Genomic DNA, 12,745 nt, shown 5'->3' on the forward strand with positions numbered 1-12,745 from the left:
TATGAATAAGATCAAACTATGGGACGGTGCGGTTAGGGTTTTTCACTGGTCCCTTGCGCTGTTGTTTGGTCTGTCACTTTATTCTGCGTTTCAGGACAAGTTCGGCATCTATGCCGATATGCATTATTACTCCGGTGTTGCGATCATTGGTCTTGTGTTGTGGCGTATTCTTTGGGGCTTTGTTGGAAGTGATACAGCGCGTTTTGCGTTCTTCTTAAAAGGACCATCAGGCATTAGGTCATATCTCAAGGGTGATAACAGCCATGTTGGGCATAACCCTCTTGGAGCGTGGTCAGTTATTCTGATGTTGCTTGCACTATTCGTTCAAGCGGTTCTTGGCTTGTTTTCATCAGATGGCATGTTGTTCGGCGGGCCGTTTAGTGTTTATGCGAACGACAGTAATGCCATTACAAATATCCATGAATATCTGGGATATGGTCTCATGGGGCTTATTGGCCTGCATATCTTGGCTGTACTTTTTTATGAATTAATAAAGAAACAGAGACTGATCATGCCAATGCTTACTGGCTGGGCGAAGGTAGTTAATCGCGACCTTAGTCTGAAAGGTGGGTCTATAATGCTTGCAATAACAATGGCTGTGGCCGTTGCTTTGCTGCTCTATTGGTATATCCCTGCTTATCAATAAAAAAATGCCAGCTCCTTGATGAAGCTGGCCGATCGTTCCACGTGAAACAAGTCCCTATAAAATAAGTATTTTTCTACTTGCGGTATTCGTCGTGGCAGCTTTTGCAGTTTTTCACGGCTTTACCAAAAGCTGGACGCATTACAGCGGGATCACCAGTTTTTGCAGCTTCTGCAAAGGCTTTTGTGTCTGCCGCATAAGCATCCATACGTGATGCGAAATCTTCCCAGTTATCCCAAATTTTATCTTTTGCTTCGGTATGGCCTTCCGTACCGCGCGTGTCTTTTGCAAAAGTAGCTTTTGAAAGTGCTGCTGATTTAGCCATCATATCAGCGAGTTCAGCAATATGGCCTTCATGGTTTGCTTGACCGCGGAAATGCTGGAGGATACCGGAAAGCGAAAGTTTGGACATCTCCATCACATCATGACGGTACTGAGATTCTGGGAATCTCTTTTCTTCCTGTTCAAAACTGGATGCGAAAGACGCTGCGGATATACATGACGCGGCGATCATGGCCTTAATTACTACTGATTTCACTTGCTTCCCCTATGCTTCCTAAGAAGTGTATCACTTGTTCCTGACTTGATAAGTTTAACGCCTGCACCTTTCGGGGCAAGCGTTAAGAGAAAATCTGGCAAAATGTGAACTGGTTAAACCAATTACATAATTGGCGGGCGCGGTGGTTTTGCGCGGTCACGGCGTGGAGGCTGTGCCTGATATGCTTCGGCACAGTGGCCAGCACAATACGGCATGCCTGGCTCTGATGGTTTGCCGCAGAAGTGGAAATCATCATCACCCGGGTGCCCGATCGGCCATTTACACATGCGGTCGGTGAGGTCGAGAAGGGAGACAAGCTTTTTATCAACCTTCTTTGCCACACGCTTCGGCGCCGCCTTCTTCTTGTCTGTGTCTTTTTTCACAGGAGACGGGCGGGATTTCAGACCAAGCCTGTGAGCCTTACCGATAACAGCGTTTCTTGTTACGCCTTCACCCAGCTTGGCTGCAATTTGGCTTGCGCTTAAGCCTTCATCCCAAAGCTGTCTCAGTTTTTCGATACGGTCTTCCGTCCAGGCCATTTTTATTCCTTTTATACATATGGCTAATAATTTTTGCGCATGACGCCAATTAATGTTGCTTATATCGCCCTCACCCCCCTCTTGCCAAGGGGGGTTTTGACCCCATATGCTTACGGCGCTCCAGAAAATGGGGTTTTGAGGTGAAAAAAGGAGCTGTTTGTGCAGTCAGACGTGCAAAAAAACTATAGCGAACTGGGCGCTAGGTCGATTGGAACCGTAAATTGGCTTGGTTTATGGACTCTATACGTTCGCGAGTCGCGCCGATTCATGAAGGTGTGGTCACAGACGCTGGCAGCTCCTGCGGTAACCACTATTCTCTTTATGGTGATCTTCTCGCTCGCACTTGGTGGTGATGGCCGCATGATTGCTGGTATGCCTTATAACCAGTTCCTTGCGCCGGGGCTTATGGTTATGGCGATGCTTCAAAATGCTTTTGCTAATACCTCCTCTTCAATTTTGATTGCGAAAGTTCAAGGCAATATTGTTGATACGCTTATGCCGCCGCTTTCTTCCATTGAACTTACGGTTGGGTATCTGGCTGGCGGCGTGACACGCGGCCTTCTTGTTGGAGCGTTTGTAGGTGTTGCGTTTGTTCTTATGCCGGGCATCACTATGGAAGTGCAGCACTTTTGGGCAGTGATCTATTTCGCTGTATCAGCAAGTGCGATGCTGGCGCTTATCGGTGTGCTGACAGGTGTTTGGGCAGAGAAGTTTGATCATTCTGCAGCGATTACCAATTTTGTTATCGCGCCGCTCAGCCTTCTGTCTGGTACTTTCTATTCTGTTGAACGTTTGAGTGATGGCTGGCAGGTGTTTTCCAGTATTAACCCGTTCTTCTATATGATTGATGGTTTCCGGTACGGTTTCATTGACCGTGCGGACAGCGATCTCACAACAGGTATTCTTTACACACTCGTCATTAATATTGTTCTTACAATCGCCGTATACCGAGTGTTTAAAAAGGGATACCGCCTAAAAGCGTAAAAACGTAACGAAAACCTAGGAATTTCGCCTACGGTGGATTGACTTCACAAATTCCTAGAGGCATTCTGAGCCCGCCCAAATTAACCGGTTCGCAGTAGCGTGCCGGTTCACTATTTTCTAAGAGCATTTGGCCCGCCGAATGAGGCCGCCTGAGGAGACAAATCGTGATTACACCAGTAATGCCAACCTACGCTCGCCAACCTGTCGCTTTTGAGCGTGGCGAAGGCATGTATCTGTATGACACTGATGGCAAAAAATACTTGGATTTCTATTCTGGTATTGGCGTTATGTGTCTTGGCCATTCACATCCAACACTTGTGAATGCGCTTGCTGAACAAGGTAAGAAACTATGGCATACAGCCAATACTTACCAGATCCCTGGTGGTGAACGTCTTGCACAGCGTCTGGTGGATGCAAGCTGCGCAGATACTGTTTTCTTCACAAACTCAGGCGCTGAATCAACAGAGCTCTGTATCAAGATGGTGCGTAAATACCACCACGATAAAGGCAATGCTGGTAAATACCGTTTGATCACATTCGCATCTGCTTTCCACGGTCGTACTCTTGCGGGTATTGCGGCGGCTGGTCAGGAAAAACTGACAAAAGGTTTTGAGCCACTGCCAGACGGTTTTGATGTTGTACCATTCTGTGATCTGGATGCTGTGAAAGCGGCAATTGGTCCGAACACTGGTGGTATTATGATTGAGCCAGTACAAGGTGAAGGCGGTATCCGCCCAATCCCAGCTGAAGTAATGCAAGAACTTCGCAAAATCTGTGACGACAATGGTCTTCTATTTGTATGCGATGAAATCCAGTGTGGCATGGGCCGTACGGGTAAGCTGTTTGCGCACGAATGGTCAGGCGTGAAAGCGGATATCATTGCATGTGCGAAGGGTATTGGCGGCGGCTTCCCGCTTGGTGCCGTGCTTGCAACTGAAGATGCTGCATCCGGCATGGTTGTTGGTTCCCACGGTACAACATACGGCGGTAACCCGCTTGCAATGGCTGTTGGTAATGCTGTTCTTGATGAAATGCTGAAGCCTGGTTTCCTTGAGCACTCAAAAGAAATGGGTGACAAACTTCAGGGCCGTCTAGCTGCGCTTCAACAGAAGCACCCAACACTGATTGAGGAAGTACGTGGTTCTGGCCTAATGGCTGGTATTCGAGTGCCATCTATCCCAACACGCGATATCGTAACTGATTTGATTGGTCGTGGTCTATTGCCTGCTGTTGCTGGTGATATGGTTGTCCGCATGCTGCCACCGCTGATTATTGATGACAGCCACCTTGATGAAGCAATTGAAATCCTTGATGCATGTCTCACAGATTTCGCATCTAAGGCTGAATAAACCTAACTAAAGAAAGTAAATGCCATGAGTAACGCGTCTTTTAACCATTTTATTGACCTTCGGGATATTCCTGCAGAAACCCTGCGCCATATCCTTGATACGGCCATGAAATGGAAAGAGGCGCGACGAGGCATGCCTAAAGGAGCGGTGGACCAAGGTGCACCGCTTGATGGTCATACGTTGGCGATGATTTTTGAAAAATCATCTACGCGTACCCGTGTAAGCTTTGAGATGGCGATGCAGCAGCTGGGTGGTAAAACCGTTGTACTGCAAGGCAATAATATGCAGCTGGGCCGCGGTGAAACTATTGGCGATACTGCCAAGGTTATGAGCCGCTATGTTGATGCGATTATGATCCGCGCTAACACGCATGAAGCCGTGCTTGAGCTGGCTGATGAAGGTGATGTGCCAGTAATTAATGCGCTTACTGATCTCTCGCACCCCTGCCAGCTTATGGCGGATGTGATGACGATTGAAGAACATCTTGGACCGATCGCTGGCCGCAAGATCGCATGGGTGGGCGACGGCAATAATGTTGCGGCATCCCTTATCGAAGCGGCTGTGAAGTTCAATTTCTCTCTTACTATCGGCTGTCCACTTGAATATGGCCCTTTTGATGAGGTTCTTGATTGGGCTGAGGAAATGGGTGGCGATATTAAAATCACCGATGATCCGATGCTTGCTGTAAAAGGCGCTGAAGCAGTGTTTACCGATACTTGGGTTTCCATGGGGGATGACAAAACAGGTTCCCGTATGCGAGCCCTTGAACCTTTCCAGGTGAATAGCCACCTTATGGCGCAAGCTTTGCCGGATGTTTTGTTCTTGCACTGTTTGCCAGCACACCGCGGTGAGGAAGTAACCAACCGCGTAATTGATGGTCCGCAATCAGTTGTATGGGATGAAGCGGAAAACCGTCTCCATGCACAGAAAGCAGTTCTTGCATGGTGTCTTGGTAAAATATAAACCGGCACCAATTTGAATTAGTAAACGTAGTAAGTTTGATGACTGAAACACCGATTGTTGTGAAAGACCCGGAAGGTAGCCGGGATAATGAAGTTCGCCCGTTCCAGATTGAAGGAATGGATGTGCGTGGCCGTGCAGTGCGCTTTGGTACTGTAGTGGATCAGATTTTGAAAGCTCATGACTACCCTGAGCCTGTCGCTCGTATTCTTGGCGAAATGCTGGTGCTTACTGGTATGCTGGGTTCCATCATGAAATTTGATGGTATTGTAACCTTGCAAACCAAATCAGCGGGCCCTATCCCCATGATGGTGGCGGATTATGAACGCCGTGAAGATGGTATTGGCCGGGTGCGTGGCTATGCAGATATTGATCAGCAGAAGCTTTCTACATTCGGTAAAAACCCTAGCTTCCAAGGTATGATTGGGAGTAAAGGCGGCTATCTGGCGCTGACTATCGATCAAGGCGACAAGATGGATCGTTATCAAGGCATTGTTGAGCTGAAAGGCGAAACACTCGCTGAAGTAGCGCGCAACTATTTCCAGAATAGCGAACAGACACCTACCGAAATTCGTTTGAACTGTGATAAAGACCCTGTTTCCGGTAACTGGCGAGCGGGCGGCCTTATGGTGCAGCATTTGGCACGCGGTGAAGTGGGGCAGGAACGTATCCTGAACCGTGAAACCCAAGAGCATTGGGACCGGGCGTCCATCCTGATGTCCAGTGTGAAAGCAGAAGAACTTCTTGATCCGCAACTTGATCTCGATCAGCTCCTATACCGTCTTTATAATGAAGACGGTGTGCGTGTGTTTGAATCGTCTACCATGGTGCATAAATGCCGTTGTTCCCGCGAACGCCTGCAGACTGTTCTTCAAGGTTTCTCGGATGAAGATATCGCAGATATGACCAAAGAGAACGGCAAGATTGATGTAAATTGTCAGTTCTGCAACACCACATATTATTTCTTGCCCGAGGAAACACGCGCTAGCTAAGGCTATTGGCAAGATTGTGAATGTTTGAAAAGCACTGGCATGTCCGGTGCTTTTTTTATTGAGCCAATCAAGCGTTTCAAAATTTGGAACAATGCTTCCCGATATCGCTCTCTACCGAGGGTCTTAAGCCATATCTATATTCAGCAAACCAGATGAATAGAAAATGGTGGTGCTTGGAAATGGCCGAACTGGAAAAAATGCCAATCTTATTTGTTTCCCATGGCGGTGGACCGTTGCCATTGATGGGCGATATACGTCACGCCGATATGGTTGAAACCATGCAGGCTTTGAAGAAAAAGCTACCTAAACCCAAGGCTATTTTGACGTTCAGTGCGCACTGGGAGGAAGAACAAGTGCAGGTTACTGGCGCTGAAAAGCCTGAATTAATCTATGATTACTACGGGTTTCCAAAAAAGGCGTACGAAATCCTGTATCCTGCAACGGGAGCGCCCTTTTTAGCTGCAAGTACCCATCAAATACTGCGTGATGCTGAGATTGATACAATAGTTAATTCTGAAAGAGGGTTCGACCACGGCATGTTTGTACCCCTTAAGTTATTGTTTCCTGAAGCGAGCATCCCTGTTGTTCAAATTTCCATGCATAGGAACTTGGACCCTGAGTTCCATATTAATCTTGGGAAATGTATGGCTGAATTGAGGCGCAAAGGGGTAATGATTGTTGGCTCTGGTATGACATTTCATAATATGCGTGCCTTACGTCAAAGTGGGCGTACAGAAAACATAAATAAAAACAGAGCTTTTCACAGGTGGCTGGATCAAACATTGAACGCGCCAAATATTTCCGAAGAGGAAAGAGCTAGCGCCCTTTCAGGGTGGGCTGAAGCACCTCACGCCAGATATTGTCACCCCAGAGAAGAACATCTTCTGCCTGTGCATGTTTGTTACGGTGCTGCTCAGCAGCCTGTTAGCGAAATAATGCCATTCGATATTTTTGGCTATGAAACCCGGTGCTATCTATGGTCTTGAAACCGAAAGACTGATACCAACCTAAAGGTTAGATACTCAGTGACTGGCTTTATTCTGTAGGGGGATAATGTGGCGATGGATTCTTCACGGCTTGTAGGGCTTGATTTAGCTCGTTTTCTTGCTTTTTTTGGCATGGTGATTGTGAATTTTTCTATCGCTATGGGCGTTACCTTTGAACCTGATAGTTGGTCCACGTCTCTTTCCGAAGGAATGCAGGGGCGAGCTGCTGCTACCTTTGTTGTTCTTGCAGGCCTTGGATTAGGTTTGGCAGCAAACCGTTCAGAAACAGCGCCGATTTTTTCCGTTACAGTGAAACGTGCTTTATTTCTGCTTGTAATTGGTCTTGCCAATATGCTGATTTTTGAAGCAGATATTCTTCATTATTATGCCTTTTATTTCCTGTTTGGAATGTTGTTTGTAAAAGCAAAAACACCCACACTGTTTTTGGCTATCGGCTCGGTGATGGCTCTTTTCATGATCATGCTTTTTACCTTTGATTATGAAGCTGGCTGGAATTGGGAAATTTATGAATATTCAGGTTTCTGGACTTTGGATGGGTTTGTCAGGAACCTGTTTTTTAATGGCTGGCATCCTGTATTTCCGTGGCTCGTGTTTTTCCTGTTTGGCTTGCTTTTAAGCAAAGCGAAGCTTGGCGAGGTGAAAGTGCAGATAGCTCTGGTTTTTGGTGGTTTGGTTGGCTTGTTGGGGATTGAAACGTTCTCGGCCATTTTGATGGGGATGGTTGAGGGGCCTGATACAAAAGAGATTGCTATCCTCTTTTCTACCAGCCCAATTCCACCTGTGCCGCTATATAGTTTTGCGGGAATGGCTGCAGCATCTTTTGCGATAGGGGCTTGTTTGCTGGTTGCACCTTTTCTTGAGAGAATGAAGTTTTTGGGGCTGTTTACACCCGCTGGCCGTATGACACTCACGCTTTATATAGCCCATATTCTTGTTGGTATGGGAGCCCTTGAAGGGCTTGGCCTTTTGGAGCGCTCTGATCTTACCGCAACACATTCAGTTATAGCGGCTGGGCTTTTTTCTTTTGATGCGCTGGTGTTCGCCTATTTCTGGTCACGCTTTTTTAAGCGCGGCCCTATTGAAATGCTGATGCGAAAACTGGCTGGGTAATTATATCTTGCATCTTTAAATCTAGAGCGACCAAATATAAGCAGGTATTTGGGAGGACAGTATGAGTTTGGATGCAGTTATTATTGGCGGTGGGCATAATGGGCTTGTATGTGCCTATTATCTTGCTGCGGCTGGCAGGAAGGTGCGTGTACTTGAACGCAGGTCTGTTGTTGGTGGCGCAGCCGTTACCGAAGAGTTTCATCCCGGATTTAGAAATTCTGTCGCCTCCTACACTGTAAGCCTTCTTAACCCGAAAATTATCAAAGATATGCAGCTCCATGATTTCGGACTGGAGATCAGAGAGCGCCGGGTGAATAACTTTTGGCCTCATCCGAGTGATGATTTCTTGGCTTTTCCCGTTGGAAATGAGGCGCTGGAAACAGAAATTGCTCGTTTTTCTGAGCACGATGCTAGGGCACTTGATCGTTATTTCCGTGATATTGAAATGGTTGCTGATCTGGTGCGCAGTCAGCTTTTGGAAACCCCACCGAATGCGGGCGGCGGTTTGCGAGATTTGTGGCAAGCGATCAAACTTGGGAATCGTTTTAGAAAATTATCCCTAGAAGACGAGCGTACGGTGATGGATATTTTCACCAAAAGTGTCCGTGAATTCCTTGATCTTTATTTTGAAAATGAATTTGTGAAAGGAGCGTTTGCCTTTGATGGAGTGGTGGGAAATTACGCCGATAGTGAAACCCCGGGCACGGCTTATGTTCTTATGCATCACGCTTTTGGTGAAGTGAACGGCAAAGAAGGTGTGTGGGGTCATGCTGTCGGAGGTATGGGGGCTATCACGCAGGCGATGGCAAAAAGCGCGAAAGCCAAAGGTGCTGAAATCTCTACTGATGCTGCAGTGGCTCGCGTTTTAACAGAAAATGGCAGGGCTGTCGGTGTTGAACTGGAGGACGGTGAGAAGATATTTGCGAAGAAAATAATCTCTAACCTTAACCCAAGTTTACTATTCGACCGAATGGTGCCTGAAGAAGACATGCCTGAAGATTTTAGCCGCCGTATTAAGCGTTATAAAAATGGGTCTGGCACATTCCGGATGAATGTAGCGCTTGATAAATTGCCTGAATTTAAATGTCTATCACAGGAAAGAGCGACTGATGACCACCTCACTGGCGGTATTATCATTGCGCCTACAATGGATTATATGGACCGAGCTTTAAGGGGTGCCAAAGATTATGGTTGGTCTCGTGAACCCATTGTTGAAATGCTGATCCCCAGCACGCTTGATGATAGTTTAGCCCCTGAAGGCAAGCATGTGGCAAGCTTGTTTTGCCAGCAGTTTAAACCCGATCATGATTGGGTGAGGGACCGTATGAATGCGGCTGCCACTATCATTGATACGGTTGAGAAATATGCTCCCGGTTTCAGGAAAAGTATCGTCGGTATGCAAATTCTCAGCCCGCTTGATCTTGAAGAAAAGTTCGGATTAGTGGGCGGTGATATTATGCATGGGCACCTAAGCCTTGATCAAATGTTCAGCGCTCGGCCCATGTTGGGGCACGGTAATTACCGTACACCCATTGAAGGTCTCTATATGTGCGGCTCCGGCACTCACCCAGGTGGCGGTGTAACGGGGGCGCCTGGGCATAATGCAGCTCACGAAATCCTTAAGGATTAACGCTCACGGCATCTCTGTAGTGCAGATAAAGGTGAGCTGCAGACCAACTGAAGTTTGTGGCCCCCTGCATCTCGCCAGTGAGGGGGTGATAATTCTCCCTGATTGGACCATCACCTTTCAGGCCTTGCAGGTTTTCGAAAACCCGTGTGCGTAGTTTTTGAGCTTCTTCATGGTAACCGTAGTTTTCCAGGCCCTTGATCGCAAAGTAAACCTGATCCAGCCACACGCGGCCACGCCAGTAGATAGTTGGATCATAAGCCGGGTTGCTTTGACTAGCTGTTGCAAAAGGCACAAATGTGTTGAATTCATTTGGGTCAAGCATCACTGAAGCAACTTGTTTCGCTTTATCTGCTGTCGCCAGTTGTGTAAAAAGTGGTGTCCAGCCCTCTGGTCCTCTACCGCGTTTTTTCAAGGGCTGTTTGCTACATCCTGTTTCACTGGTGGCGGTATCATAGAAAAAGCCTGAGCCGTTATCGAACATGCAGTTGTTCACCAGCGTTTGAATGTGGGCGGCTTTGTCTCGGTATAAGCTTATATCGTGAGGTATTCCCAGTAGCTTTGCCATTCGAGAAAGCAGGCTTGCTTCAAGAAAAAGATAGCTATTCTGATCTACGCTTTCTTGGGCAATAGAATAACCGGTGAGCGCGCCTGTGGCATCATGGTTTTCAAGGAAAGATACCTGCCAATCCTGCAAAGCTTTTGCAGTGTCGCCTACATAGTTTTCCTGAGCATATTTATTTAGCTGCGATTCCGAAATGAAACCAAAGCGAGCAGCATTATCCATTCCAGATTCCCAACCCGCAGCAACTTGTGCGCCGCTGTAGAGTTCTAAGGTGAGACCACTTTCTTTCATAGAATCATAAAGAGGTTTCCCGGCACAGCTGTACCAACCACGGTTACCTTTTTTGCAGTTTTTAAGAAGGTCTGAATGTTTGGCTGTTTCATCTTGCGGTTTGGCGCTGAACAGTAGTTTGCCATCGTCATTGTTATGGCGTGGATGAACCGTTGCACCATATTCCACCAAACCGTTCCGGTTATGGTCTCGGTTCCTGTACCACCAGTCATTATAGGCTTTCAGTTTAGGATACATTTCCATAAGGAAAGCTATGTCACCTGTTGCTTGATAGATTTCCCAAACGGCCCAGCTGGCAAGGGATGGTTTACTGTTGCGTTCGTTCCAGTTATCACCATCACCACCTCGTGCTGGGCTTTGGTTATAAAAAACTGTGTCAATGATCATGCCGGCATCCTGCGGGCGTAGGGCATCGTCCGGCTGAATTTGATAATCAAACAGTGCGCGTATGTTATCTTTAGCAACATCTGGGGCAAAATGCGCCATTGCAGCAGCGTGTTTCCAGCTGTCCCAAGGCCAAAGGCCGCTGAACCAGCGCGCTGTACTTGAAGGAACAACACCTGCAGTTTTGATAGCCCCCGCTGGCGACCGCCAGTTCCCGATCAGGGTTTCAATGGCTTTCACCGCGACATGGTTCAGTTCTTGGTCGGTCCCTTGAAGCCCTTTTTCCAGATAATCTTTCCAGCGAGCTTTGGTGGTTGCGATCGCCTTTTCGGCATTAGTGAGAAGGGCTTTTTGATGTGTTGTTATCTGGGTAGCTTCTGTTTCATTCAGCGCATAACTTTGAACAGTATAGAAAGTTTGCTCACTCTTTGGGGCGAAGGTCGCTGATATTTCAGTTGGTGTGCTGCGCAAGGTGATTAGGCTTGATGTACCACTCAACAGCATTTGGCCTGAAGCACGTACAGCAGAATAACTGTATTTTACAGAGTTCCCGACAGTGGATTTTTCAACAAGCCATTCTGGTAGTGTGTCCTTAATGGTTTCTTTTGAGCCTTCAGCCCAAGTTTTTACCATAGTTTCAGACCATTTAAGCCCTGCCTCTATGGGGATAGTGGATGTGTTGCTGATAGTGGTTTTAATGATAGCTGACCGTGGACCTGCCATGCGCAGCTCACGCTTAATGTTTAAAGCACCAGTTTTATAGGTTTGAATAAGTGCACCGGGAATAGAATAAGCTTCGCCGTTTTCCTCAGAAGCAGCTGTAGTTTGGTCGCTCAGAAATATCTCAAGATGATCAGATTTAGCACCCAAGAAAACTGGTAGTTCCTCTGCGATGACCATTGGGCCTGAAAAATAACCAAAATTCCCATCAGCCGGTAAAAGATATCCGTGCCATGCACCTGCATCCATAAGCGGATTAAAACGCTGGTTACCATACTCATCAAAATGACGGACAGCGCTGACATTACCTTTACGGTTGATCGTGTTTTTATAGTCAGCAGGATTGTTGGCAGCGAGTGCCGCTGTTGATAAACAGCCCAATATTAGAGCAGCAAATATTTGTTTCATGGTATCCCCCATACCCTTGGTGTTTTTTATTCTGGTTGGTCAGGTGCCGGGTCAGCTTGCACGATATCGGGCAGTGTTTCACCTGTGCTGTCGTTGGGTTTAAACTTCAACGTTATAGTGGGTAAAATGCTCAACTCCAGCTCTAGCTCATTGAAATGAAATTTCTTGAATTTCAGTTTTTTGCGGGCAGCAGTTGCTTTGAAGAGAGAGCCAAGGATGGTGTTAACCAGCTTTTTATCTTGCGTTTCCATAAGAAGGGCTGCCTGCTCTTCTTCTGAAATCATGTCTTGCATTTTGAGGTGAGGTACAATTTTAGGCGATAGCCCAAGGCCGACTTCAATCTCTGTCACAATATAACCCGCGCGTTCTATATAAGGCAGGGCTTCATTGAAGGTTTGGGCTGTTTTACCGAGTGTATCGCCACCAAAGCCCTTCAACCCTTCAACCGTTGCACTGTATGCTTCGCTAGCGCTTTGTCCCCAGCTTTGCTCGGGGTTATTCCCCATTATTTTTTGGCGAATATCTTCAACAACTTCAGGCAGTTTCTTTTTCATTATGGTGTCCCTCCCTTGCGCTACTTTATTCTTTTCTTCTGTAAAATCCAGCAAAGCAGATCAACTTTTACTAA

General features: G+C 46.9%; 12 protein-coding genes. 8 read left to right on the forward strand and 4 right to left on the reverse strand.

Going from position 1 to position 12,745, the window contains the following annotated elements:
• Position 1: 1 nt before the first annotated feature.
• The gene (locus tag MF542_RS12835) at positions 2–646 is read left to right on the forward strand and encodes a cytochrome b/b6 domain-containing protein (protein ID WP_247020062.1); all 645 of its coding nucleotides are present in this window, start codon (positions 2–4) and stop codon (positions 644–646) included.
• Between the two features lie 73 nt (positions 647–719).
• Here the strand turns inward: MF542_RS12835 and MF542_RS12840 are convergent, their stop codons facing one another.
• Together MF542_RS12840 and MF542_RS12845 are read right to left on the reverse strand one after the other, a co-directional pair.
• Entirely contained in the window at positions 720–1,181 is a 462-nt protein-coding gene (locus MF542_RS12840; RefSeq protein ID WP_247020065.1) for a c-type cytochrome, read from the reverse strand.
• Positions 1,182–1,303: 122 nt separating this feature from the next.
• Positions 1,304–1,720: a GcrA family cell cycle regulator gene (locus MF542_RS12845; protein WP_247020067.1), complete on the reverse strand. Its 417-nt coding sequence runs from the start codon at positions 1,718–1,720 to the stop codon at positions 1,304–1,306.
• 159 nt (positions 1,721–1,879) lie between these two features.
• Between MF542_RS12845 and MF542_RS12850 the strand changes: the two genes are divergently transcribed.
• The 7 genes from MF542_RS12850 to MF542_RS12880 all read left to right on the forward strand — a co-directional run bounded on the left by MF542_RS12850 (position 1,880) and on the right by MF542_RS12880 (position 9,752).
• Positions 1,880–2,704 (forward strand): ABC transporter permease, encoded by an 825-nt coding sequence (locus tag MF542_RS12850; RefSeq protein WP_247020069.1) that lies wholly within the window; start codon positions 1,880–1,882, stop codon positions 2,702–2,704.
• Between the two features lie 164 nt (positions 2,705–2,868).
• The gene (locus MF542_RS12855; RefSeq protein WP_247020071.1) at positions 2,869–4,053 is read left to right on the forward strand and encodes an aspartate aminotransferase family protein; all 1,185 of its coding nucleotides are present in this window, start codon (positions 2,869–2,871) and stop codon (positions 4,051–4,053) included.
• Positions 4,054–4,077: 24 nt separating this feature from the next.
• Positions 4,078–5,016, forward strand: a complete 939-nt coding sequence (argF, locus tag MF542_RS12860; RefSeq protein ID WP_247020073.1) for an ornithine carbamoyltransferase — start codon at positions 4,078–4,080, stop codon at positions 5,014–5,016.
• Positions 5,017–5,054: 38 nt separating this feature from the next.
• Positions 5,055–6,005: an Hsp33 family molecular chaperone HslO gene (locus MF542_RS12865; protein ID WP_247020075.1), complete on the forward strand. Its 951-nt coding sequence runs from the start codon at positions 5,055–5,057 to the stop codon at positions 6,003–6,005.
• Between the two features lie 179 nt (positions 6,006–6,184).
• Positions 6,185–6,991 (forward strand): DODA-type extradiol aromatic ring-opening family dioxygenase, encoded by an 807-nt coding sequence (locus tag MF542_RS12870; RefSeq protein WP_247020077.1) that lies wholly within the window; start codon positions 6,185–6,187, stop codon positions 6,989–6,991.
• Between the two features lie 75 nt (positions 6,992–7,066).
• Positions 7,067–8,122 (forward strand): DUF418 domain-containing protein, encoded by a 1,056-nt coding sequence (locus MF542_RS12875; RefSeq protein WP_247020116.1) that lies wholly within the window; start codon positions 7,067–7,069, stop codon positions 8,120–8,122.
• A 61-nt stretch (positions 8,123–8,183) separates the two neighbouring features.
• Complete coding sequence (locus MF542_RS12880) at positions 8,184–9,752, forward strand: phytoene desaturase family protein (RefSeq protein WP_247020079.1); 1,569 nt, start codon at positions 8,184–8,186, stop codon at positions 9,750–9,752.
• On the opposite strand, the gene ygjK is transcribed toward MF542_RS12880, so the two are convergent.
• Together ygjK and MF542_RS12890 are read right to left on the reverse strand one after the other, a co-directional pair.
• Complete coding sequence (gene ygjK / locus MF542_RS12885) at positions 9,742–12,117, reverse strand: alpha-glucosidase (protein ID WP_247020081.1); 2,376 nt, start codon at positions 12,115–12,117, stop codon at positions 9,742–9,744. The two genes, MF542_RS12880 and ygjK, sit on opposite strands and share 11 nt — an antisense overlap.
• Before the next feature lie 26 nt (positions 12,118–12,143).
• Positions 12,144–12,671 (reverse strand): hypothetical protein, encoded by a 528-nt coding sequence (locus MF542_RS12890; protein WP_247020083.1) that lies wholly within the window; start codon positions 12,669–12,671, stop codon positions 12,144–12,146.
• Between the last annotated feature and the right edge of the window lie 74 nt (positions 12,672–12,745).

Source organism: Kordiimonas laminariae (assembly GCF_023008165.1).
GTDB classification, from domain to species: Bacteria; Pseudomonadota; Alphaproteobacteria; order Sphingomonadales; family Kordiimonadaceae; genus Kordiimonas; species Kordiimonas laminariae.